Origin of the sequence: Enterobacter sp. 04-C-12-SI-ECC (assembly GCF_047530715.1) — a bacterium.
Classification (GTDB): domain Bacteria; phylum Pseudomonadota; class Gammaproteobacteria; order Enterobacterales; family Enterobacteriaceae; genus Enterobacter; species Enterobacter bugandensis.
The window spans coordinates 108,593-133,015 of record NZ_JBLKDI010000014.1; the positions used below are offsets into that span (position 1 = coordinate 108,593).

Annotated in this window: 23 protein-coding genes; 8 read left to right on the plus strand and 15 right to left on the minus strand. The window is 54.7% G+C overall.

Translation table 11 applies throughout. The annotated features are described in order from the left end of the window. Positions 1 to 25 precede the first annotated feature (25 nt). The 11 genes from atpG to asnC all read right to left on the minus strand — a co-directional run bounded on the left by atpG (position 26) and on the right by asnC (position 9,665). A complete protein-coding gene (gene atpG / locus ACMWL8_RS17350; protein WP_003862364.1) occupies positions 26 to 889 on the minus strand; it encodes a F0F1 ATP synthase subunit gamma in 864 nt (287 codons plus the stop codon). A gap of 51 nt (positions 890 to 940) precedes the next feature. After that, positions 941 to 2,482, minus strand: a complete 1,542-nt coding sequence (atpA, locus tag ACMWL8_RS17355; RefSeq protein ID WP_003862367.1) for a F0F1 ATP synthase subunit alpha — start codon at positions 2,480 to 2,482, stop codon at positions 941 to 943. Between the two features lie 12 nt (positions 2,483 to 2,494). After that, positions 2,495 to 3,028, minus strand: a complete 534-nt coding sequence (gene atpH / locus ACMWL8_RS17360; RefSeq protein ID WP_003862369.1) for a F0F1 ATP synthase subunit delta — start codon at positions 3,026 to 3,028, stop codon at positions 2,495 to 2,497. A 14-nt stretch (positions 3,029 to 3,042) separates the two neighbouring features. After that, a complete protein-coding gene (gene atpF, locus ACMWL8_RS17365; protein ID WP_003862370.1) occupies positions 3,043 to 3,513 on the minus strand; it encodes a F0F1 ATP synthase subunit B in 471 nt (156 codons plus the stop codon). Between the two features lie 48 nt (positions 3,514 to 3,561). Further along, entirely contained in the window at positions 3,562 to 3,801 is a 240-nt protein-coding gene (gene atpE / locus ACMWL8_RS17370; protein WP_000429386.1) for a F0F1 ATP synthase subunit C, read from the minus strand. A 49-nt stretch (positions 3,802 to 3,850) separates the two neighbouring features. Beyond that, positions 3,851 to 4,666, minus strand: a complete 816-nt coding sequence (atpB, locus tag ACMWL8_RS17375) for a F0F1 ATP synthase subunit A (protein ID WP_028014916.1) — start codon at positions 4,664 to 4,666, stop codon at positions 3,851 to 3,853. A gap of 8 nt (positions 4,667 to 4,674) precedes the next feature. Further along, positions 4,675 to 5,055: a F0F1 ATP synthase subunit I gene (gene atpI / locus ACMWL8_RS17380; RefSeq protein WP_008500194.1), complete on the minus strand. Its 381-nt coding sequence runs from the start codon at positions 5,053 to 5,055 to the stop codon at positions 4,675 to 4,677. Positions 5,056 to 5,671: 616 nt separating this feature from the next. After that, positions 5,672 to 6,295: a 16S rRNA (guanine(527)-N(7))-methyltransferase RsmG gene (rsmG, locus tag ACMWL8_RS17385; RefSeq protein ID WP_045261177.1), complete on the minus strand. Its 624-nt coding sequence runs from the start codon at positions 6,293 to 6,295 to the stop codon at positions 5,672 to 5,674. A 107-nt stretch (positions 6,296 to 6,402) separates the two neighbouring features. Then, positions 6,403 to 8,292 (minus strand): tRNA uridine-5-carboxymethylaminomethyl(34) synthesis enzyme MnmG, encoded by a 1,890-nt coding sequence (mnmG, locus tag ACMWL8_RS17390; protein WP_045261176.1) that lies wholly within the window; start codon positions 8,290 to 8,292, stop codon positions 6,403 to 6,405. Positions 8,293 to 8,666: 374 nt separating this feature from the next. Then, complete coding sequence (gene mioC / locus ACMWL8_RS17395; RefSeq protein WP_041911749.1) at positions 8,667 to 9,116, minus strand: FMN-binding protein MioC; 450 nt, start codon at positions 9,114 to 9,116, stop codon at positions 8,667 to 8,669. 90 nt (positions 9,117 to 9,206) lie between these two features. Further along, entirely contained in the window at positions 9,207 to 9,665 is a 459-nt protein-coding gene (gene asnC / locus ACMWL8_RS17400; protein ID WP_008500198.1) for a transcriptional regulator AsnC, read from the minus strand. 151 nt (positions 9,666 to 9,816) lie between these two features. Between asnC and asnA the strand changes: the two genes are divergently transcribed. Beyond that, positions 9,817 to 10,809 (plus strand): aspartate--ammonia ligase, encoded by a 993-nt coding sequence (gene asnA, locus ACMWL8_RS17405; RefSeq protein ID WP_045261175.1) that lies wholly within the window; start codon positions 9,817 to 9,819, stop codon positions 10,807 to 10,809. Here the strand turns inward: asnA and viaA are convergent, their stop codons facing one another. Together viaA and ravA are read right to left on the minus strand one after the other, a co-directional pair. Continuing rightward, complete coding sequence (viaA, locus tag ACMWL8_RS17410) at positions 10,810 to 12,261, minus strand: ATPase RavA stimulator ViaA (RefSeq protein ID WP_045261174.1); 1,452 nt, start codon at positions 12,259 to 12,261, stop codon at positions 10,810 to 10,812. After that, positions 12,255 to 13,751: an ATPase RavA gene (gene ravA / locus ACMWL8_RS17415; protein WP_045261173.1), complete on the minus strand. Its 1,497-nt coding sequence runs from the start codon at positions 13,749 to 13,751 to the stop codon at positions 12,255 to 12,257. Before ravA ends, viaA begins: the two co-directional genes overlap by 7 nt. Before the next feature lie 221 nt (positions 13,752 to 13,972). On the opposite strand from ravA, the gene kup reads away from it, so the two are divergent. From kup to rbsR, 7 genes are all read left to right on the plus strand, one after another. Beyond that, entirely contained in the window at positions 13,973 to 15,841 is a 1,869-nt protein-coding gene (gene kup / locus ACMWL8_RS17420) for a low affinity potassium transporter Kup (RefSeq protein ID WP_045261172.1), read from the plus strand. Between the two features lie 197 nt (positions 15,842 to 16,038). Continuing rightward, positions 16,039 to 16,458 carry a D-ribose pyranase gene (rbsD, locus tag ACMWL8_RS17425; RefSeq protein ID WP_045261171.1) on the plus strand — a complete coding sequence of 140 codons (420 nt, stop codon included), beginning with the start codon at positions 16,039 to 16,041 and terminating at the stop codon, positions 16,456 to 16,458. Between the two features lie 7 nt (positions 16,459 to 16,465). Beyond that, the gene (rbsA, locus tag ACMWL8_RS17430) at positions 16,466 to 17,971 is read left to right on the plus strand and encodes a ribose ABC transporter ATP-binding protein RbsA (protein ID WP_041911754.1); all 1,506 of its coding nucleotides are present in this window, start codon (positions 16,466 to 16,468) and stop codon (positions 17,969 to 17,971) included. 4 nt (positions 17,972 to 17,975) lie between these two features. After that, the gene (rbsC, locus tag ACMWL8_RS17435) at positions 17,976 to 18,941 is read left to right on the plus strand and encodes a ribose ABC transporter permease (RefSeq protein WP_006808742.1); all 966 of its coding nucleotides are present in this window, start codon (positions 17,976 to 17,978) and stop codon (positions 18,939 to 18,941) included. A gap of 27 nt (positions 18,942 to 18,968) precedes the next feature. Next, positions 18,969 to 19,859, plus strand: coding sequence for a ribose ABC transporter substrate-binding protein RbsB (gene rbsB, locus ACMWL8_RS17440; protein WP_010426610.1), 891 nt, complete (start codon positions 18,969 to 18,971; stop codon positions 19,857 to 19,859). A gap of 108 nt (positions 19,860 to 19,967) precedes the next feature. Then, positions 19,968 to 20,897 (plus strand): ribokinase, encoded by a 930-nt coding sequence (gene rbsK / locus ACMWL8_RS17445; RefSeq protein ID WP_045261170.1) that lies wholly within the window; start codon positions 19,968 to 19,970, stop codon positions 20,895 to 20,897. A gap of 3 nt (positions 20,898 to 20,900) precedes the next feature. After that, entirely contained in the window at positions 20,901 to 21,893 is a 993-nt protein-coding gene (gene rbsR / locus ACMWL8_RS17450) for a ribose operon transcriptional repressor RbsR (RefSeq protein WP_028014905.1), read from the plus strand. Here the strand turns inward: rbsR and mdtD are convergent. Both mdtD and ACMWL8_RS17460 read right to left on the minus strand, forming a co-directional pair. Then, entirely contained in the window at positions 21,859 to 23,292 is a 1,434-nt protein-coding gene (gene mdtD / locus ACMWL8_RS17455) for a multidrug transporter subunit MdtD (protein ID WP_028014904.1), read from the minus strand. The genes rbsR and mdtD overlap by 35 nt on opposite strands. Then, on the minus strand, positions 23,289 to 23,996 hold the full coding sequence (locus ACMWL8_RS17460; protein WP_028014903.1) for a FadR/GntR family transcriptional regulator: 708 nt from the start codon (positions 23,994 to 23,996) through the stop codon (positions 23,289 to 23,291). Before ACMWL8_RS17460 ends, mdtD begins: the two co-directional genes overlap by 4 nt. Between the last annotated feature and the right edge of the window lie 427 nt (positions 23,997 to 24,423).

The following is a 24,423-nucleotide window of genomic DNA, read 5'->3' on the forward strand; positions in this document are numbered from 1 at the left end:
TCCTCTACGTAATTCGTAAACCTGGTTAAACCGCGGCGGCCCCCGAGACGATCTCGGTGAGTTCCTGAGTAATGCTGGCCTGACGAGCTTTGTTGTAAACCAACTGCAGCTCTTTAATCAGGCTGCCGCCATTATCGGTCGCGGCTTTCATCGCCACCATTCGTGCGGCCTGCTCGCTGGCCAGGTTTTCTACAACGCCCTGATAAACCTGAGATTCAACGTAACGACGCAGCAGGGTATCCAGCAGCGGTTTCGGATCGGGTTCATACAGGTAATCCCAGGCTTTCTGCTTCAGCTCGTCATCTTCTGATGCCGGTAACGGCAGCATCTGAGTGAGCGTTGGAACCTGAGACATGGTGTTAATGAATTTGTTGCTGACAACGTACAGTCTGTCCAGACGGCCTTCATCGTAGGCCTGCAACATCACTTTAACCGGGCCGATCAGTTCGGACAGGGACGGGTTATCACCCATACCGGTCACCTGAGCGACAATGTTGCCACCAACGGAGTTAAAGAAAGAGACGCCTTTAGAGCCAATCAGTGCCAGATCGCACTGAACGCCTTTATCAGACCAGCCTTTCATATCCGCCAGCAGTTTTTTGAACAGGTTAATGTTCAAGCCGCCACACAGACCACGGTCAGTCGACACCACCAGGTAGCCCACGCGCTTAACGTCGCGTTCTTCCAGGTAAGGGTGCTTATATTCCAGATTACCGTTTGCAAGGTGACCAATCACTTTGCGCATGGTCTCTGCATAAGGACGGCTGGCCGCCATGCGATCCTGCGATTTACGCATTTTGGAAGCGGCGACCATCTCCATCGCTTTAGTGATCTTTTGCGTGTTCTGGACGCTTGCGATCTTACTACGTATCTCTTTTGCGCCGGCCATGAGCTTCTCCTCAATGCCAGGCGGCTTGCCCTGAGACAAGCCGCCGGACGATTACCAGGATTGGGTTGCTTTGAAGGAATCGAGGATAGCTTTCAGCTTGCCTTCGATTTCGTCGTTATAGCCACCGGTCTGGTTGATCTCTTGCATCAGCGGAGCGTGATCACGGTCGACGTAAGCCAGCAGAGCGGCTTCAAAGCTACCGATTTTCGCCAGTTCCACATCTTCGAGGTAACCGCGTTCAGCCGCGAACAGTACCAGGCCCTGCTGAGCAACAGACATTGGAGCGTACTGTTTCTGCTTCAGCAGCTCGGTCACTTTCTGACCGTGGCTCAGCTGTTTACGGGTTGCTTCGTCCAGATCGGATGCGAACTGAGAGAACGCAGCCAGTTCACGATACTGTGCCAGCGCGGTACGGATACCACCGGACAGTTTCTTGATGATCTTGGTCTGAGCAGCACCACCCACACGGGATACGGAGATACCCGGGTTAACCGCCGGACGAATACCGGAGTTAAACAGGTTGGTTTCCAGGAAGATCTGACCATCGGTAATGGAGATTACGTTGGTCGGAACGAACGCAGAAACGTCACCCGCCTGGGTTTCAATGATCGGCAGCGCGGTCAGAGAACCTGTTTTGCCCTTCACTTCACCTTTGGTGAAGTTCTCGACGTATTCCGCGTTAACGCGGGAAGCACGCTCCAGCAGACGAGAGTGGAGGTAGAATACGTCGCCCGGGAATGCTTCACGTCCTGGTGGACGACGGAGCAGCAGGGAAACCTGACGATAAGCAACAGCCTGTTTAGACAGGTCATCGTATACGATCAGCGCATCTTCACCGCGGTCACGGAAGTATTCGCCCATTGCGCAACCGGCGTATGGCGCCAGGTATTGCAGTGCAGCAGATTCAGACGCGGTTGCTACCACAACGATGGTGTTAGACAGTGCGCCGTGCTCTTCCAGTTTACGAACCACGTTAGAAATGGTGGACGCTTTCTGGCCGATAGCCACGTACACACATTTGATGCCGGAGTCACGCTGGTTGATGATGGCGTCGATTGCCATCGCGGTTTTACCGGTCTGACGGTCACCGATGATCAGTTCACGCTGACCACGACCGATTGGGATCATGGCGTCAACGGACTTATAACCAGTCTGCACTGGCTGATCAACGGACTGACGGTCGATAACGCCTGGTGCGATAACTTCGATTGGGGAGAAGCCATCGTGCTCAACCGGACCTTTACCGTCGATTGGCGCACCCAGGGTGTTAACAACGCGACCCAGCAGGCCACGGCCAACCGGCACTTCCAGAATACGGCCAGTACACTTAACCTTCATGCCTTCGGCGAGGTCAGCGTATGGACCCATCACAACTGCACCTACGGAGTCGCGCTCCAGGTTCAGTGCGATAGCGTAACGGTTACCCGGCAGGGAAATCATCTCACCCTGCATACAATCGGCCAGGCCGTGGATGCGGATAACACCGTCACTTACAGAAACAATAGTACCTTCGTTGTGAGCTTCACTCACAACATTGAACTGAGCAATGCGCTGCTTGATCAGTTCGCTGATTTCGGTGGAATTCAGTTGCATGCTCCAGTCCCCTTAAGACTGCAAGACGTCTGCAAGGCGCTCAAGACGGCCGCGTACGCTGCCATCAATGACCATATCACCCGAGCGGATGATTACGCCTGCCATTACAGACTTATCGATTTTGCAATTCAGCTTAACTTTGCGTGACAGACGTTTTTCCATCGCGGCGGTGATTTTCGCAAGCTGTTCGTCACTCAGTTCAGTCGCGGAAGTCACTTCGACTTCTGCAGTTGCTTCACTAAGGGCACGTAAGTGCTCAAACTGCTCGAGAACATCCGGGAGCACACGGAGACGACCATTTTCTGCCATCACCTTAATCAGGTTCTGGCCGTTGGCATCCAGTTGCTCTCCGCACACGGCGATAAACGACGCGGCGAGGGTTTCAGGCGCTAACGCACCGGAAAGCAACTCGGCCATTTGTTCGTTTTTCGTCACCTCAGCGGCAAACGCCAGCATATTCTGCCAGCGATCGACATTTTGGTGTTCGACAGCAAAGTCAAAAGCTGCTTTGGCGTAGGGGCGAGCTACCGTAACAAATTCAGACATCAGCCCCTCCCTCCTTACAGTTCAGCGACAAGTTTGTCCACGATGTCGCTGTTAGCAGCTTCATCCACGGAACGTTCGATGATCTTCTCGGCGCCAGCAACAGCCAGAATCGCAACCTGCTTACGCAGTTCTTCACGAGCACGTTTACGCTCAGCTTCAATTTCAGCCTGAGCCTGTGTCACGATCTTAGTACGTTCCTGTTCTGCTTCAGCTTTGGCTTCGTCCAGGATCTGAGAACGGCGCTTGTTAGCCTGTTCAATGATTACCTGAGCTTCAGCTTTCGCTTTTTTCAGCTGGTCTGTCGCGTTGGCCTGTGCAAGGTCCAAATCTTTCTTAGCGCGTTCTGCGGAAGCCAGACCGTCAGCAATTTCTTTCTGACGTTTTTCGATGGCAGCCATTAAAGGCGGCCATACATACTTCATGCAGAACCAGACAAAGAGAATAAACGCGATGGCCTGGCCGAGGATTGTTGCGTTCATGTTCACAGCACAATACCTCTTAAATTTCTGTGGCTTGGGGTTTTAAAACAACTACTACGCGACAGCAAACATCACGTACAGACCCAGACCTACAGCGATCATTGGGATAGCATCCACCAGACCCATAACGATAAAGAACTGAGTACGCAGCAGAGGAATCAGATCAGGTTGACGCGCTGCGCCTTCCAGGAATTTACCTCCGAGGATGCCGATACCGATCGCAGCACCGATAGCCGCCAGACCCATCATCACAGCGGCAGCCATGTACAGCAGATCCATATTCAGGTTTTCCATGACAGTCTCCAGTTTGTTTCAATTAAAACGTAGTAGTGTTGGTAAAAAATCAGTGCTCTTCAGACGCCATCGACAGATAGACGATCGTCAGAACCATGAAGATAAAGGCTTGCAGCGTAATGATCAGGATGTGGAAAATGGCCCATGGCACATTCAGAACCCACTGTGACCACCACGGCAGAAGACCCGCGATCAGAATGAAAATCAGCTCACCCGCATACATGTTGCCGAACAGTCGCAGACCCAGTGAAACAGGTTTGGACAGCAGGCTAACGCCTTCCAGGATCAGGTTGACCGGAATAAACGCCCAGTGGTTGAACGGCTGCAAGGTAAGCTCTTTCACAAAGCCGCTTACGCCTTTCATTTTGATGCTGTAGAAAAGAATCAGGATAAACACGCCCAGCGCCATCGACAGGGTGATGTTCACGTCCGCAGACGGTACAACACGCAGCGCAGGCAGGCCGAAGATGTGCTCGCCGATGAACGGCAGCAGGTCAATTGGCAGCAGGTCCATCAGGTTCATCAGGAAGACCCAAACGAACACGGTCAGGGCCAGCGGAGCAATCAGCTTGCTCTTACCATGGTACATGTCTTTCACGCTGCCATGGACGAAGCCGATGATCATCTCAACGAACGTCTGGAATTTCCCTGGAACACCGCTGGTCGCTTTTTTAGCAACGCTGCGGAACATGGCCAGGAACAGAAGACCCAAAACCACCGAGAAGAACATGGAGTCGATGTTGATCGTCCAGAAGGTGGCCGGGGGGTTATGTGGATCCACCAGCGAGAATGTACGCAGGTCCAGCTGAAGGTTATTCAGATGGTGACCTATGTAATCCTGCGGCGTCATATTTTCTGAAGCCATGATGCCTTTTACCCTTTGTTATTGATTACAGCTGGAGCCAGAACTTGTACCACCAGCACCAAAACCCACGTTGCTATCAGCGGCATGAATACCACTTTCAAAACCGCCAGCGCCATCACCAGTAGAGCAAAGGTCAGCAACACCTTACACACTTCGCCGAGGGCGAAGGACCAGGCCACGCGGCCTTTGGCGGGTGTATGCGCCTGATGACGCCAGGCAAAAATCATAAACAACACGTTTGGCAGCACGACCGCCAAACCCCCGCACACGGCGGAGATGCCCCAGAAGGGGTCTTTGAGGCTAAACAGCAGTCCACTTGCTATCACAGCCAGAAACTGAATGAACAGAAGCTTACGAGCAACGTTTCTACTCAAGAGCGACACAGACATCACGTTTTTACTCCTGCTCCCTTCGAGGTATGCCGCGTGTCGTATAAAACGTCCTTTAAGGCTCAGAGTCAAGCATCAAAAAGCGGACAAATTATACGGTGCGTACCCGTGATTTCAAACATTAAGTAGCGAAAAGGTGAATAAATGTTTAAATATTTTTCCCCAGCGCTATTTTTTAACTTTCGTAGAAAGCACCGACCTTCGAGCAAAACTGCAAACAGCGCGAAAACGTTGACTACAAAGCGTGCACGAGATCACAAAACACACATTTGCGATAAGGTTGTATTTATCAAAGCCGTAAATCGCCCAGGATTATCTTTCTGAAATTAAACACAAAATATCGCAACTATTTTCAAAACAGCCCCGTACACAATAAAAACCTTTTATTGACATTCTTAATAAATAATTAACATTGCGTTCTGGTTACAGCCTTCCACTTTTAGCAGGCTGATATTTTCATAGTTGACTATCTTCGCGATGAATAATCGACGTGAGGTTAACCGCAAGAAAATCCCTGGTAAAAAAGCGGTTAAACGCTCTCTGGTTAACCCCGGGTAGTTGTGCTGTTTTTTAACATACTCAGAACAGCACAAATTCCACATTTTTTATTATTTTTTTAAAAATTGTTTGGCTTAATTATCACCAGATGACGTTCACCGTCGAGCTGCGGAACGTTTAATTTCTGGATAGTTTCAACGCTAAAACCGACCGGAAGCTGTTCAATTTCATCACCGGGCAGCTGTCCTTTCAGCGCATAAAAACGGCCATCTTCTGCCGGCAGATGCTTACACCAGCTCACCATGTCATTGAGCGAAGCAAACGCACGGCTGATAACGCCGTCAAACGGCGGCTCTGCCGGAAACTCCTCTACCCTGCTCTGTACGGGCGTGATGTTATCGAGCTTCAGTTCATGCTGAACCTGGCGTAAAAAGCGCACGCGCTTGCCCAGGCTGTCCAGCAGCGTGAAATGGCTCTCGGGTCGGACAATCGACAGCGGAACGCCCGGCAAACCCGGCCCCGTCCCCACGTCGATAAAACGTTCACCTTTCAGGTACGGCGCCACCACGATACTATCGAGAATATGGCGAACCAGCATCTCGTTGGGATCGCGCACAGACGTCAGGTTGTACGCTTTATTCCATTTGTTCAGCATATCGACATACGCCACCAGCTGGTTTTTCTGGTGATCGGTGAGCGAAATACCTGCCTGATCCAGCAGACGAGAGAGTTTGTTGAGCACGGTGAATACCTGTTGAGAGTTTTTTTGCCCGGTGGCGCTGCCGCTTACCGGGCCTACGAATAAGTAGGGCGGGTCAGCGAAGCGCCACCCGCCAAAAGCAATGTCAATTACGCGCTACGGCGTAGCATGCCCTGCTTTTTCAGCCACACCAGCAGGATCGAAATCGCCGCCGGCGTAACGCCCGAGATACGGGAGGCCTGGCCAATCGATACCGGTTTGTGATCGTTCAGCTTAGCGATCACTTCGTTGGAAAGGCCCGTCACCTGACGGTAGTCCAGCATTTCCGGCAGCAGCGTGTTTTCGTTGCGCTGCTGTTTTTCGATCTCATCCTGCTGACGCGCGATGTAGCCTTCGTACTTCACCTGAATTTCGACCTGCTCGGCAGCTTCAGCGTCTTCAAGGCCCGGTGCGAACGCGGTCAGTTTGACCAGATTCTCGTAGGTGACTTCAGGACGACGCAGCAGATCTTCGCCGCTGGCTTCACGCGACAGCGGCGCTGTTAAGTGAGCGTTCACTTCGGCAGCGGTTTCCGCCTGTGGGTTTACCCACGTGGTTTTCAGGCGCTGACGTTCCTGTTCAATACGTTCCAGCTTCTCGTTGAAGCGCGCCCAGCGTTCGTCATCCACCAGACCCAGTTCGCGGCCTATCTCGGTCAGACGCAGGTCGGCATTGTCCTCGCGCAGCATCAGACGATATTCCGCGCGAGAGGTAAACATACGGTACGGTTCTTTGGTGCCCAGCGTGCAGAGATCGTCGACCAAAACGCCCAGATAGGCCTGAGAACGCGCCGGCGCCCAGCCCTCTTTCTCGGCAGAGAAGCGGGCAGCGTTCAGACCGGCAAGCAACCCCTGCGCTGCGGCTTCTTCGTAGCCGGTGGTGCCGTTAATCTGCCCCGCGAAGAAAAGGCCGTGGATGAATTTGCTCTCCAGTGTCGGCTTCAGGTCACGTGGGTCGAAGAAATCGTACTCAATAGCGTAGCCAGGGCGAACGATTTTCGCATTCTCCATCCCCTGCATTGAGCGAACAATTTGCATTTGCACGTCGAACGGCAGGCTGGTGGAGATGCCGTTCGGGTAAATTTCGTTCGAGGTCAGCCCTTCCGGCTCCAGGAAGATCTGGTGCTGGTTACGATCGGCAAAGCGCATCACTTTGTCTTCGATCGACGGGCAGTAACGTGGGCCGATCCCTTCGATCACCCCAGCGTACATTGGGCTGCGATCGAGGTTATTGCGGATCACGTCATGGGTTTTTTCGTTGGTATGCGTGATGTAGCACGGTACCTGCTGCGGGTGTTGCGCCGCGTTGCCCATGAACGAGAAGACCGGCATCGGGTTATCGCCGTGCTGTTGGGCCAGTACGCTGAAATCAATGGTGCGCGCATCGATACGCGGCGGCGTGCCGGTTTTCAGACGGCTGACGCGCAGCGGCAGTTCACGCAGACGACGAGACAGCGGAATGGACGGCGGATCGCCAGCACGGCCACCGCTGTAGTTGTCCAGACCAATATGGATTTTGCCATCCAGGAATGTCCCGACCGTCAGCACCACGGCTTTGGCGCGGAACTTGAGGCCCATCTGGGTCACGGCGCCCACGACGCGATCGTTCTCAACGATAAGATCTTCTACCGCCTGCTGGAAGATCATCAGGTTCGGCTGGTTCTCCAGCGCGGTGCGCACGGCCTGGCGGTAAAGCACGCGGTCTGCCTGCGCACGAGTGGCGCGAACAGCAGGGCCTTTACTCGCGTTTAGTATCCTAAACTGAATGCCCGCATGATCGATCGCTTTCGCCATCAGGCCGCCAAGTGCATCCACTTCTTTTACCAGGTGTCCTTTCCCAATGCCGCCAATCGCCGGATTACAGGACATTTGTCCCAGCGTGTCGATATTGTGTGTCAAAAGCAGGGTCTGCTGACCCATTCGCGCTGCGGCCATTGCGGCCTCAGTGCCTGCATGACCCCCGCCAATGATGATGACGTCAAAAGGATCCTGATAAAACATGGTGGTCTGCCTCGCGTAAAGCGGTATGAAAATGGATTGAAGCCCGGGCCGTGGATTCTACTCAACTTTAGTCTTTCGAGAAAGCATTGGGATCCTGGGCTATTAAAAAGAAGATCTTTTTGTTTAGAGATCTGTTCTATTGTGATCTCTTATTAGGATCGCGGACACGTGTGGATAAGTCCGATCCTGCAAATAAGATCATGCAGTTAGGAAGGATCGTTTGCTGTGAATGATCGGTGATCCAGGACCGTATAAGCTGGGATCAGATCGCAACTTTATACACAGGCCAAAAACGACGCTACGGTTGTTCTTTGGATAACTACGGGTTAATACGAGCTTTTAACCAGAGTTATCCACATCTGTTCGCGCGATCTTTAATCGTTTTTGAGTAAATTTTTCCATTCCGCGAGCCAGATCTCGGCTGGATCTTCCGGAATATCATGATCGAGGATGTTGATCTTGAGCGTTTCACCCAACTGTTTTGCTCCGCAAGCGGTAACAGCGGCTTCGACCTTCTCTATTGCCCCGCAAAAGGTGTCATATTCACGACTGCCGATCCCCACCGCGCCAAAACGGACGTTTGACAGGTCGGGCTGCTGTTCCAGCAGTTCGTCATATAAAGGTTGCAGGTTATCCGGCAGATCGCCCGCACCGTGCGTGGAGGTGATCAGCAGCCAGACCCCGTCAGCCGGGAGATCTTCAAGCAGCGGCCCGTGCAGCGTTTGTGTAGAAAAGCCTGCATCTTCCAGCTTCTCAGCCAGATGTTCCGCTACGTATTCCGCACCGCCAAGGGTGCTGCCGCTGATAAGGGTAATGTCCGCCATTGATCGCTCGCTCAGATAAAGAGGGGGCCATTGTACGCTGTGAACGAGCTGGGATCTACCTGTGGAAAATGTGGGAATGAAATTGCCCGATCACGGGCGGATGGTACGCATGATCGGGTTTTGCAGGGAGATCAGTGTCTCGGTGGACTGAATTTCATCGATTGTTTGGATCTTGTTGATAAGTACCTGCTGGAGGGCATCGATGGATCGGCACATCACCTTGATAAAGATGCTGTAGTGCCCGGTGGTGTAGTACGCCTCGGTGACTTCATCGAGCGCGTTCAGCTTTGCCAGCGCGGAGGGGTAATCTTTTGCGCTTTTAAGAATAATGCCGATGAAGCAGCAGACGTCGTAGCCCAGCTGCTTCGGGCTGACGTCGATGCGCGCGCCGGTAATGATCCCTGCCTGCTTCATCTTCTCTACGCGAACGTGAATGGTTCCCGGGCTGACGCCAAACTGTTTCGCCAGTTCAGCGTAGGCGGTACGGGCATTGGCCATTAAGGCCTCAAGGATGCCGCGGTCCAGATTGTCGATCTGATAATTTTCCATAGCTTTTTCTTATGAAGATTAATGAATACGTCTATTCTAGCGCCTTATTTTAACGAATCAAAAGTGAAGGTGGCTTTTTGTTGATGGGTTATTGAATTTAGTGCCGGTTCTGTTGCTTAATCATTATCAATAGGACGCAGGAGTATAAATAATGAAAACCGCTTACATCGCCAAACAACGCCAGATCAGTTTCGTAAAATCCCATTTTTCCCGCCAGCTTGAAGAGAAGCTTGGTCTTATTGAAGTTCAGGCGCCGATTCTGAGCCGCGTGGGTGACGGGACGCAGGATAACCTGTCTGGATGCGAAAAAGCGGTACAGGTGAAAGTGAAAACACTGCCAGATGCACAGTTCGAAGTGGTGCATTCCCTGGCGAAGTGGAAGCGTCAAACCCTGGGACAACACGACTTCAGCGCGGGCGAAGGGCTCTACACGCACATGAAAGCCCTTCGCCCCGATGAAGACCGCCTCTCCTCGATTCACTCTGTCTACGTTGACCAGTGGGACTGGGAGCGCGTAATGGGTGACGGCGAGCGCCATGTCGGCACGCTGAAATCCACCGTTGAGGCGATCTACGCGGGGATCAAAGCAACCGAAGCAGCCGTGAGCAAAGAGTTTGGTCTGGTACCGTTCCTGCCGGATACGATCCACTTTGTCCACAGCCAGGAACTGCTGAGCCGCTTCCCGGATCTGGATGCCAAAGGCCGCGAGCGGGCGATCGCTAAAGAACTGGGCGCGGTATTTCTGATTGGCATCGGCGGCAAACTGTCTGATGGCAAACGTCACGACGTTCGTGCGCCGGATTATGATGACTGGAGCACCGCGGGCGAAAGCGAATATGCCGGTCTGAACGGCGATATTCTGGTCTGGAACCCGGTTCTGGAAGATGCGTTTGAGCTCTCTTCGATGGGGATCCGCGTGGATGCAGAGGCGCTGAAGCGCCAGCTGGCGGTGACCGGTGATGAAGATCGCCTTAAATTAGAGTGGCATCAGGCGCTGCTGCGCGGTGAAATGCCGCAGACCATCGGCGGCGGTATCGGGCAGTCCCGTCTGACCATGCTGCTGCTGCAACTGTCTCACATTGGTCAGGTGCAGTGTGGGGTCTGGCCGCAGCAGGTACGTGAAAGCGTCTATTCTCTTCTTTAATTAACGCCGCCAGCGTCTGAGCAGGCGGCTACGTAACCCGGTATCAAAGCGCCAGATATGATCGAAGATGCGCATGATGCCGGGTTTTCCATGTGCGGACATCGCCACGGCATGAAAACGATGCTGGTGCACGCGCTGCAGCTCCTTCACTTTATTTACCACATCTTCCGGCAGCCGCTGGGCAATGAAATCGGAAATCACCACCGCGTCAGCGTCGTACCAGTCGCCGCCCTGCATCCGTTCTACAATGCTGCGAAAACAGCTGGCCAGATCGGTGCCGCCGCGAAAACGTTGGCTTAAAAAGCGGATGGCCTGCTCAATGCCCTGCTGGTTCGTCAGCTCGTAGCCCACGACTTCACTGGAGAAGAGCATGATAAAGCAGCGACGGCGGTCAGCGAGCGCCACGCGCATCAGCGCCAGACAGAACGCCTTCGCACACTGCTCGTTAAAGCCGCCCATTGAGCCGGACGTATCCACGCAGACAATAAACGGCCCGCGCGGCTGCTCATCAAAGTCCTGATGCACGACCGGGCGCTGGCTGAGCTTCTCTCGCCAGGCTTCGCCGTGCAGCCGATAGGTGAGAAGCTGTTTTTCCACCAGCCGCCGGTAAAACTCATACTCCAGTTCGGTCATCCCCAGCGTGCTTAGCTCGGTCGGCAGCAGGCGCAGGATGTCATCGCTTTGCTGGAGTCCGTCGACCTGCTCCGGCACGGTAGCCGGTTCGCGTACAAGGGTGCGGAAGGTTTCCATCGGGGCATCCTTCTTTGGGACCGATTTGGCCTCTCGCGAGCGGCCGAGCTGTTCCGCGAGCTTCATCAGCTCCGGCTGCTGGGTAAGAAAGTCGCCGTACTTCACGATCAGTTGATAATCCCCGCGCCGCAGCTGCCCGGCGCTCATATCCCAGAGGCGACCAGCGGCGTTTTCATTTTCTACCAGCACCTCTTCGAGCTGGCCACTCAGCGTCATGCGTTCCTGGACTTCGCTGAGCAGCTGTTCCCGCTCTTCATCCAGAAGCTGTTGGTTCAGCGTGGTAGCTTGGACGACCAGGCTCAGGCGCCAGCGCTGTAAAAAGAGCGTGTGCAGCGCCGGGGTAAAGGTGACGTTTTCTGCGACCAGCGTTCTGGCCTGGCTGGCAAACGGAGAGTGGACTTTATCGAGCAGGGTAAGGGTTTGCGGGATCTGGACGATAAACTGTGGCGTCGATAGCCGCTGACACTGCTGATAGGCCGCGACTTCCTCCGTCAGTTCGGGCGGGACTTCTGTCTCCTTAAACCGCTGCCGCAGATTGTCGCGCCAGCGCGGGAGATCGTCCGTCATCGCTTTTTTGAGTTTCGGGAATTTTTCAAAGAAGGCCGCCAGCTGCGGCGATGCCAGAAGGGTAATCACCACCTCCTCGATCAACCCTTCCTCGCTGACGGCCAGCATTATATTGAGCGTGTCCAGCGTTAGCATTGACGCGCCTGTTTGATCTGCGCGCTGACGTCCTGCAGGCTGGCTTCAATGCGACCTAGCCAGTCGCTATGAATAAAGAGGCATTTTTGCTGCTCGCTGAAGCGGGTGTGCTGCTGATGCCATTCGGTATCCAGCGCTTCCAGCTGTTGTTTAATCTCTTCCGGCACGCTGTCCGAGGCGGTGCCGGGAAGCGCAAGACGCGATCCCTGAAGGCTCACGTCGCGGATCACCAGGTGCTGACTGCTGTCCACTTCCATATTCAGCGGCTGCGCGAAACCGATGCCGTTGAGCTTTCCGCGGATCTCCCCGCCCTTATCCAGCCACTGCGCCAGCGGCTCGCGCTCAATCGTAATGTGCACCACCTGCATATCATGCAGCTTGAGGGGCTGCTGGAGCAGCAGTGTCAGCGTCGTGCCGGTCAGATCGGCGGGTAGCTCGTAATGCGGTTTGCGGGCGAACATGCCGCCCAGTCGGTTCACTTTTAGCGCGGTTTTATCGCTTTGCTGCTGCTGGAGCTGAATGCGCCGTTGGGCAATCGCCCCCAGCTGGTTGAGCATCGCCTGCTGCCCCCAGGCGTGCCCGGTCATCAAAACGTCCAGCTGCTGCTGCATCAGGTTCATGCCTTCTGCGTCGTGCCAGAGGCAGTCTTTTAGCAGGATCAGATCGATAGGGGCGACCGCGTCGCGACCGCTGAACAGCGCGCTGGCCTGGAGCAGACGGATCGCTTTTTTCCAGCGACGATCCGAGACGTACGGGGCGGAAGGCAGGGAATCAAGCTGCTGGCGCAGCATGAAGATCAGCTCAAAGACGGCGTCGGGCAGCTTAATTTTGCCGATCTCGTCCTGCCACTGATGGTACTCCTCGTCCGTCACCTGCAGTGAAGGTGCCACCGGGTTTTCGTTTTCGTCCTGCTGGCTCACCAGCATTGAACGGAAGTTTGATTTATCCTGGACTTTATCCAGCCACAGGCGGATCAGCATGCGGTCATACAGCGCTTCCAGGCTGCTGTCGGCTTCGGGCAGTTCGTTTGACGCGGCCACCAGCAGGCGCATGGGGATCTTCTCTTCGCTCGCGCCGTTGCGGAAGCGGCGTTCGTTGATTGCCGTCAGCAGGGTATTCAGAATGGCCGGGCCGGCTTTCCAGATCTCATCAAGAAAGACGATTTCCGCTTCCGGGAGATAGCCCGCCGTCAGACGCTCATAGCGCCCTTCATCTTTTAGCGCCTGAATAGAAAGCGGACCGAAAACTTCTTCTGGCGTGGAGAAGCTCGTCATCAAATACTCGAATGCGCGAGCGTTCTGGAAAGCGAACTTTAGGCGGCGTGCAATCAAACTTTTGGCAATGCCCGGCGGTCCCAGCAGAAATACGCTTTCACCGCTCAATGCCGCCAGCAGGCAAAGGCGAATGGCGTGGCTACGCTCGTAAAGGCCTTTCTCCAGCGCGCTGCTGAGGCGGGAAATTCTTTCTGCTAATAAATGTGAGTGAGCCATAATAGTTTTGCATCCTTTCGCCGTTGTGGCGGCCAATTGAAGCGAGTATAGACGTTTCAGTCAGGGCTGGTAATAGGCTGAAGTGCGGCGCAATTTTCTTTGCGCTACATTAATGCGGTTGCATTTAGGGGTACGATTTTGCAATGAATCGTGCATACTGTGCGCTTTTTGTGGACCAAGGGACAGGAACACATTTGTTATTTAAACGAAAAGACTAGTCTATGAGCACTGATAATAAGCAATCATTACCCGCAATAACGCTTGCGGCGATCGGGGTTGTCTACGGTGATATCGGCACCAGCCCACTTTATACGCTTCGTGAATGTTTGTCCGGCCAGTTTGGCTTTGGTGTTGAGCGCGATGCCGTGTTTGGCTTCCTGTCCCTCATCTTCTGGCTGCTGATTCTGGTCGTTTCCGTTAAATATCTCTCCTTCGTTATGCGTGCAGATAATGCGGGCGAAGGCGGGATCCTGACCCTGATGTCCCTTGCCGGTCGCAATACTTCGGCCAGAATGACGTCTGTGCTGGTGATTATCGGCCTGATAGGTGGCAGCTTCTTCTACGGGGAAGTGGTGATAACGCCGGCTATCTCGGTGCTCTCGGCGATTGAAGGGCTGGAGATTATTGCCCCGCAGCTTGATGCCTGGGTTGTCCCGCTGGCAATCATCGTGTTGACGCTGCTGTTCATGATCCAGAAACACGGTACCGGGCTGGTGGGCAAACTGTTTGCGCCGATTATGCTGGCCTGGTTCCTGATCCTGGCGGCGCTCGGTTTGCGCAGCATTATTGCGAACCCGGAAGTGCTGCATGCGCTAAACCCTTACTGGGCGGTGCATTTCTTCCTTGAATACAAAGTGGTTTCCTTCGTGGCGCTGGGTGCGGTCGTGCTCTCCATCACCGGTGTGGAGGCGCTCTATGCTGACATGGGTCATTTCGGGAAGCTGCCTATCCGCGTGGCATGGTTTATTGTGGTGCTCCCGTCGCTGGTGCTGAACTACTTCGGTCAGGGCGCGTTGTTGCTCAAGAACCCGGAAGCGATTAAGAACCCATTCTTCCTGCTGGCACCTGACTGGGCGCTGGTGCCGATGCTGATCCTCGCAACGCTGGCGACCGTGATTGCCTCTCAGGCGGTGATTTCCGGGGTGTTCTCTCTGACCCGTCAGGCCGTTCGTCTGGGATATCTCTCGCCAATGCGCATCATCCATACCTCAGAGATGGAGTCGGGCCAGATCTACATCCCGTTCGTTAACTGGCTGCTCTACTTTGCTGTTGTGATCGTGATTGTTAGCTTCGAACACTCCAGTAATCTGGCGGCGGCCTACGGTATTGCCGTGACCGGTACGATGGTGCTGACGTCGCTTCTCTCCACCACGGTGGCGTACCGCAACTGGCACTGGAATAAGTTCCTCGTGGGGATGATTCTGGTGGGCTTCCTGTGCATTGACGTGCCGCTGTTCTCTGCGAACCTCGACAAAATTGTCTCCGGTGGCTGGCTGCCGCTGACGCTGGGCCTGTTGATGTTCATTGTCATGACCACATGGAAAAGCGAGCGCTTCCGCCTGCTGCGCCGCATGCATGAGCACGGTAATTCTCTGGAGGCGATGATCGCGTCGCTGGAGAAATCCCCGCCGGTGCGCGTGCCGGGTACCGCGGTTTACATGTCTCGTGCCCTGAATGTGATCCCGTTTGCGCTGATGCATAACCTTAAGCACAACAAAGTGCTGCACGAGCGCGTGATCCTGCTGACGCTGCGCACCGAAGATGCGCCGTACGTTCACAACGTGCGCCGCGTACAGATTGAGCAGCTGTCCCCGACCTTCTGGCGCGTGGTGGCGAGCTACGGCTGGCGCGAAACGCCGAACGTGGAAGAGGTGTTCCACCGCTGCGGTCTGGAAGGGTTAAGCTGCCGGATGATGGAGACGTCGTTCTTTATGTCGCACGAGTCGCTGATCATCGGCAAGCGCCCGTGGTACCTGCGTCTGCGCGGTAAGCTGTATCTGATTCTGCAGCGTAACGCCCTGCGCGCGCCTGACCAGTTTGAGATCCCGCCTAACCGCGTCATTGAGCTGGGGACGCAGGTCGAGATTTAAGTCCTTCTAAAAATGCCGGGTGGCGCTGCGCTTACCCGGCCTACCCGATCCTCAACATACCCGCCAAAATCACCTCATTATTTCACTTAGCGAAACGTTTCGACGTTGATCACAAATCCGTTACGTCATGATGGTTTTCTGAACATTTATGCGGCTACACTGTTTTTAGCGAAACGTTTCGCTAGTGGAGCAAGAAAATGAAGAAAGGCACGGTTCTCAACTCAGAAATCTCATCGGTTATTTCCCGTCTTGGGCATACCGATACGCTGGTGGTTTGCGATGCAGGCTTACCGGTTCCGCGCAGCACAACCCGTATCGATATGGCGTTAACGCAGGGCGTGCCCTCGTTTATGCAGGTACTGGAGGTGGTGACGGCGGAGATGCAGGTTGAGGCGGCCATTCTCGCGGCGGAAATCAAACAACATAATCCGCAACTCCACGAAACGTTGCTCAGCCACATTGAGCAACTGCAACAACACCAGGGAAACACCATAGAAATTCGTTACACAACGCACGAACAGTTCAAACAACAAACCGCAGACAGTCAGGCGGTGATTCGCAGCGGGGAGTGTTCCCCGTATGCGAATATCATTATCTGTGCTGGCGTCACCTTCTGAGGCCATCATGGACGCATTACTGCAACTCAAAGGGATCGATAAGTCGTTCCCGGGCGTAAAAGCCCTCTCCGGTGCGGCGCTTAACGTCTACCCAGGACGCGTGATGGCGCTGGTGGGCGAAAACGGTGCCGGCAAATCCACCATGATGAAAGTGCTGACCGGGATCTACCAGCGCGATGCCGGTTCACTCGTTTGGCTGGGTAAAGAAACCACCTTTAACGGCCCGAAATCCTCTCAGGAAGCGGGCATCGGCATTATTCACCAGGAGCTGAACCTGATCCCGCAGCTGACCATTGCGGAGAACATCTTCCTGGGCCGCGAGTTCGTGAACCGGTTCGGCAAAATCGACTGGAAAACCATGTACGCCGAAGCGGACAAGCTGCTGGCGAAGCTGAACCTGCGCTTTAAGAGCGACCGCCTGGTGGGCGACCTCTCCATCGGCGATCAGCAGATGGTGGAAATCGCGAAGGTGCTGAGCTTCGAGTCGAAGGTCATCATTATGGATGAACCGACCGACGCCCTGACCGATACCGAAACCGAATCCCTGTTCCGCGTGATCCGCGAGCTGAAAGCGCAGGGACGCGGCATTGTCTATATCTCTCACCGCATGAAAGAGATCTTCGAAATTTGCGACGACGTTACCGTCTTCCGCGACGGCCAGTTTATCGCCGAGCGCGAAGTGGCGACGCTGACCGAAGATACGCTGATCGAAATGATGGTGGGACGTAAGCTCGAAGACCAATATCCGCATCTGGACAAAGCGCCGGGCGAGATCCGCCTGAAGGTAGATAATCTCTGCGGCCCGGGCGTAAATGATGTGACCTTTACCCTGCGTCAGGGCGAGATCCTGGGCGTGGCGGGCCTGATGGGTGCGGGCCGTACCGAGCTGATGAAAGTGCTGTACGGCGCACTGCCGCGCACCAGCGGTTACGTTACTCTTGACGGCCATGAAGTGGTGACCCGCTCGCCGCAGGACGGGCTGGCGAACGGCATCGTCTATATCTCCGAAGACCGCAAGCGCGACGGCTTAGTGCTGGGCATGTCGGTGAAAGAGAATATGTCCCTGACCGCGCTGCGCTATTTCAGCCATAGCGGCGGCAGCCTGAAGCATAAAGATGAGCAGCAGGCGGTCAGTGATTTTATCCGTCTCTTCAACGTTAAAACCCCGTCGATGGAGCAGGCTATTGGCCTGCTGTCCGGCGGGAATCAGCAGAAAGTGGCGATTGCCCGCGGGCTGATGACGCGCCCGAAGGTGTTGATCCTCGACGAACCAACCCGCGGCGTGGACGTGGGCGCGAAAAAAGAGATCTATCAGCTGATTAACCAGTTCAAGGCCGACGGTCTGAGCATCATTCTGGTCTCTTCCGAGATGCCAGAAGTATTAGGCATGAGCGATCGCATTATCGTCATGCATGAAGGGCATCTCGGCGGTGAATTCACTCGCGAGCAGGCCACCCAGGAAGTTCTGATGGCTGCCGCTGTGGGCAAGCTTAATCGCGTGAATCAGGAGTAAGAAGATGACTACCCAGGCTGTTTCTGGTCGCCGCTATTTCACAAAGGCATGGCTGATGGAACAAAAATCGCTGATTGCCCTGCTGGTGCTGATCGCGATTGTCTCGACCATGAGCCCGAATTTCTTCACCGTGAATAACCTGTTCAACATTCTGCAGCAGACGTCGGTGAACGCCATTATGGCGGTCGGCATGACGCTGGTGATTTTGACCTCGGGTATCGATCTGTCCGTCGGTTCCCTGCTGGCGCTCACCGGTGCGATCGCCGCTTCAATTGTGGGAATTGAGGTCAACGCGCTGGTGGCCGTTGCGGCTGCACTGGCGGCTGGCGCGGCGATTGGTGCCGTTACCGGTGTGATTGTGGCAAAAGGCCGCGTTCAGGCGTTTATCGCCACGCTGGTGATGATGCTGCTGCTGCGCGGTGTGACCATGGTTTACACCAACGGTAGCCCGGTGAATACCGGGTTTACGGATAACGCGGATCTGTTTGGCTGGTTCGGTATCGGTCGCCCGCTGGGTGTCCCGACCCCGGTCTGGATCATGGCTATCGTCTTCCTAGCGGCGTGGTACATGCTGCACCATACCCGTCTGGGCCGTTATATCTATGCGCTGGGCGGTAACGAAGCGGCGACGCGCCTGTCCGGTATCAGCGTCAATAAAGTCAAAATTATCGTGTACTCCCTGTGCGGCCTGCTGGCGTCACTGGCGGGCATCATCGAAGTGGCGCGCCTCTCTTCCGCGCAGCCGACGGCGGGGACGGGGTACGAGCTGGATGCTATTGCGGCAGTGGTTCTGGGCGGTACGAGCCTTGCGGGCGGTAAAGGTCGCATTGTTGGGACATTGATCGGCGCACTGATTCTCGGTTTCCTGAATAATGGTTTGAATTTGTTAGGTGTTTCCTCCTATTACCAGATGATCGTTAAGGCAGTGGTGATTTTGCTGGCGGTACTGGTAGACAACAAAAAACAGTAACTGACGACACTACAGGACATCTTAGATATGAACATGAAAAAACTGGCTACCCTGGTTTCCGCTGTCGCGCTGAGCGCAACCGTAAGTGCTAACGCCATGGCGAAAGATACCATCGCGCTGGTCGTCTCTACCCTGAACAACCCGTTCTTCGTCTCCCTGAAGGACGGTGCGCAGAAAGAAGCGGACAAACTGGGCTACAACCTGGTGGTGCTGGATTCTCAGAACAACCCGGCGAAAGAGCTGGCTAACGTTCAGGACTTAACCGTTCGTGGCACCAAAATTCTGCTGATCAACCCAACCGATTCTGATGCCGTAGGCAACGCCGTGAAGATGGCAAACCAGGCGAAAATTCCGGTGATCACTCTGGACCGTCAGGCAACGAAAGGCGAAGTTGTGAGCCACATTGCGTCTGATAACGTGCTGGGCGGTAAAATTGCTGGTGACTACATCGCGAAGAAAGCCGGTGAAGGCGCGAAAGTTATCGAACTGCAGGGCATTGCCGGGACTTCCGCGGCCCGTGAACGTGGTGAAGGCTTCCAGCAGGCCGTGGCTGCACATAAATTCAACGTGCTGGCCAGCCAACCGGCAGACTTTGACCGTACTAAGGGTCTGAACGTCATGCAGAACCTGCTGACCGCGCATCCAGATGTGCAGGCGGTATTCGCGCAGAACGACGAAATGGCGCTGGGTGCGCTGCGTGCGCTCCAGACTGCGGGTAAATCAGATGTGATGGTTGTCGGATTTGACGGCACGCCGGATGGTGAAAAAGCAGTAAATGATGGCAAACTGGCTGCGACCATCGCTCAGCTGCCTGAGCAGATTGGCGCCACTGGCGTTGAAACTGCCGACAAGGTGCTGAAGGGCGAAAAAGTTCAGGCCAAATACCCTGTTGACCTGAAGCTGGTCATTAAGCAGTAAAGGCGATTCAGGCAGTCGCTGGCTGCCTGAGGGACACCAAATAAAAGAAAAGTGTGGCATACGCCACCGGGTAATACCGGTGGCGCTCTCAGATGGACACCTCAATACATGAAAACCGCAGGCAACCTCGTCGTCCTTGGCAGTATCAATGCCGATCACATTCTTAACCTTGAAACATTCCCCACCCCGGGCGAAACCGTCACCGGCAATCAGTATCAGGTCGCGTTTGGCGGTAAGGGCGCAAACCAGGCAGTTGCCGCCGGGCGCAGCGGGGCGAATATCGCGTTTATCGCCTGTACGGGTGATGACGATACCGGCGAGCGCGTACGCAAGCAGCTGGCGAGCGACAACATCGATATCGCACCGGTCAGCGTTGTCGCGGGAGAGTCTACCGGCGTGGCGCTGATTTTCGTTAACGCTGAAGGTGAGAATGTTATCGGTATTCATGCTGGCGCTAACGCAGCGCTAACAACGGAGCGCGTAGAAGCGCAACGTGCAATCATTGGCGGGGCCGAGGCCCTGCTGATGCAGCTGGAGTCCCCGGTTGAAAGCGTGCTGGCCGCGGCCAGGATTGCGCATGAAAATCATACCACTGTCGTACTTAATCCGGCCCCTGCCCGTGTATTATCTGACGAGCTGCTGGCGCTGGTAGACATCATTACGCCGAACGAAACCGAAGCGGAAAAGCTGACGGGCATTCGCGTTGAAAATGACAATGATGCCGCGCGTGCGGCAAAAGTGCTGCATGCAAAAGGCATCGGGACCGTTATCATTACTCTTGGTAGCCGCGGGGTGTGGGCTAGCGTCAATGGCGAAGGCCGTCGCGTGCCGGGCTTTAAGGTCAAAGCCATCGATACCATCGCCGCTGGAGACACCTTCAACGGTGCGCTGGTGACGGCATTGCTGGAAGGAAAAGCGATGGATGACGCGATCCGCTTTGCACATGCCGCCGCCGCGATTGCGGTGACGCGCAAAGGCGCACAGCCTTCCGTTCCGTGGCGTAAAGAGATCGATGAATTCTTAAGTCAGCAGGGGTAACGCTTGGCTACGATGAAAGATGTCGCCCGCATGGCGGGCGTTTCTACTTCGACCGTCTCTCACGTTATTAATAACGACCGCTTCGTCAGCGAGGCGATTCGGGAGAAAGTCGAAGCCGCAGTAAAAGATCTCAACTATGCGCCGTCGGCGCTGGCGCGCAGTCTGAAGCTTAACCAGACGCGCACCATCGGCATGCTGATCACGGCCAGTACCAATCCTTTCTATTCTGAACTTGTTCGTGGCGTAGAGCGCAGCTGCTTCGAGCGTGGCTACAGTCTCGTGCTGTGCAATACCGAAGGCGACGAGCAGCGCATGAACCGCAACCTGGAAACGCTGATGCAAAAACGCGTCGACGGGCTACTGCTGCTCTGTACCGAAACGCATCAACCTTCAAAAGAGATCATTCAGCGCTATCCTTCTATTCCCACGGTAATGATGGACTGGGCGCCGTTCGACGGGACCAGCGATCTGATTCAGGATAACTCCCTGCTGGGCGGCGATATGGCGACGCAGCACCTGATTGATAAAGGCCATACCCGCATTGCCTGCATTACCGGCCCGCTGGATAAAACCCCGGCGCGCTTGCGTCTGGAAGGCTATCTTTCGGCAATGGAGCGGGCAGGGCTTGCCATTCCTGATGGCTATCGCATCACCGGCGATTTCGAGTTTAACGGCGGTTTCGAGGCAATGCAGACGCTGCTGGCGCAGGAGCCTCGTCCACAGGCGGTGTTTATCGGCAACGATGCGATGGCGTTTGGTGCCTATCAGGCGCTGTATCAGGCGGGACTGCGCGTTCCGGACGATATGGCTATCGTAGGCTACGATGATATCGAACTGGCGCGCTACATGACGCCGCCGCTGACCACGATCCATCAGCCGAAGGATGAGCTGGGTGAGCTGGCCATCGACGTGTTGATCCACCGTATGGCGCAGCCCACGCTGCAACAGCAACGTTTGCAGCTTACTCCTGTTCTGATGGAACGCGGTTCGGTTTAGCTTTCTCTTTGTGACGCTCTTTAATCAGGTTCCGGCCATCTTTCGGTTTTAACAACATAAAGACCAGCGCCGACACCACGGTAAGCGCGCCCATGGTGATAAAGGTATAGTGGAACTGCTCAACGGTATTCGTGCCGTCAAACCCTTCATAAAACCGCAGCACCGCCGCGCTCACGGCTACCCCGAGGCTGATCGACAGCTGTTGGGTCACCGCCAGTACGCTGTTGCCGCTGCTCGCGTTCTCGTCGGTCAGGTCCGCAAGGGTGATGGTGTTCATCGACGTGAACTGCGTTGACATCGCCATTCCCAGCACAAACAGCGGCAGGATCAACATCCAGACCGGTAACGCCGCGGATTGCAGCGAGAACTGCGCAATCATCAGACCGATAAAGACCGTCACGCCAACCAGCGTTTTACGATAGCCAAACCAGCGCAGTACCTGCGTGACCGTTGATTTCGCCAGAATGGAACCCATTGCCGTGGGCGCCATCATGCAGCCGGCAATCAGCGCCGGGTAGCCGAACCCCACCTGCAGCATCAATGGCATCAGGAACGGTACGCAGCCCGTGCCCAGACGTGAGGCAATATTGCCCGCGATCCCGACGGAAAAGGTTCGGGTGTTAAAGAGAGATAAAGAGATAAGCGGTGTCGGGTGACGACGCGCATGGCGTATATAAAGAAGGAACAGCAGAATACCACTGAGGATGACGGCGAGCGCCAGCCACGTTTCAACGAGCTTCTCGCCAATGAGCTCCATGCCACTGGAGAACAGCACCAGGCTCAGTCCAAACAAGAAAAAGCCGCCCATATCGAAGCTGCGCCTTGGCGTGGTGAAGTTCGGCATATATTTGCGGGCATAGATCAGCCCTGCCACGCCAATCGGAATATTAATCAGGAAAATCCAGTGCCAGCTTGCCCAGGTAACCAGCACACCCCCGAGGACCGGGCCAAGTATTGGGCCGACCAGCCCTGGCATGGTGACAAAGTTGAGTACGGGGAGTAGTTCGCTGCGTGGGTAGGCACGCAGCAAAGCGAGGCGCGCCACCGGCATCATCATCGCGCCGCCTATTCCCTGCAGTACGCGAAAGATAACCAGCTCCGTTAATGAAGTGGAGAGCGCGCAGGCCAGTGAACCGAGCGTAAAGAGCGTTACGGCCAGCATGAAAACTCTGCGGGTACCGAAGCGATCGGCCAGCCAGCCACTTACCGGGATCAACATCGCCACCGTGAGGGTGTAGCTGATGATGGCGGACTGCATTGCTAGCGGGGAGCGGTTAAGGCTTTGCGCAATGGCGGGAAGCGCCGTATTGAGGATGGTGGCATCCAGTGCCTGCATAAAGAACGCCATGGCTGCAATCCACGGCAATCCGGCCATGCTGCGCGCTTTTTTCTCTGTCATTTATTTACCTGCTGGTGGGTTGGTGCGGTCAGCAATGCCTGACATGCAGTCAGGGCTCGCTGCCCGTCGCTCTCCTGAATGGCATCTACTATCGCCTGATGCAAATCCAGCTTTACCACTTCGTCTTGTGTAATAGAGGTAAAGTAGGTGTGGTACACCGAATGGAATAACGAAGCAAAGGAAGTGAGGAACGGATTGGCGCTCATCATATAGATATGTTCATGCCAGGCCATATCGACCTCAATCCATCGTTCCCGGTTGAAGTGTTTTTTCAGGAACACCATCTCTTCCATGAGTGCGTTAAGCTGCGCTTTCTGCTCTGCTGTCCCGAGCGTGGCGGCAAGCAGGCATGCCTGAGGTTCAAGACTGCTGCGCATTACCAGAAAGTGATCGACGACCTGATGAAAGTTGTCTTCGGTCATCCACCAGGAGAGCAGCTCCTGATCGAGAAAATTCCAGTTATTCTGTGGCATCACGCGCGTGCCAATACGAGGGCGTGGAAGCACCATGCCTTTTGCCGTCAGGGTTTTCACCGCCTCGCGAACCGCGGTACGGCTTACTCCAAACTGCTCACCCAGCTCCAATTCACCCGGCAGGATGCTCCCCGGGGCATATTTACCCGCTAAAATCCGCTGCGCCAGCTTTTCTGCCAGCACATAGGACAGATTTTTTTGGGCGGCCAGCTGTTGTGCGCTTAATGGCATCGCTTTTATTCCTTAATGTTTCATGCTGTTAATTATGCCACCTCGAATGTGATTGTGGTTGCAGATACATCAAATAGAACAATTTGTAGCTTGATATCACCTCTGTTGGTGAAAAAAAACACGGTCAGAAACTTTTTTTGAATTTCCTCTTGTCACTTAAGAATAACTCCCTATAATGCGCCTCCACTGACACGGAACAACGGCACACACGCCGCCGGGTCAGCAGAGAAAAGCGAAACAAACGCTTGACTCTGAAGCGGGAAAGCGTAATATGCACACCCCGCGCCGCAGCGAAAACGAAGCGGCACTGCTCTTTAACAATTTATCAGACAATCTGTGTGGGCACTCAAAGTGACATGGATTCTTAACGTCGCAAGACGAAAAATGAATACCAAGTCTCTGAGTGAACATACGTAATTCATTACGA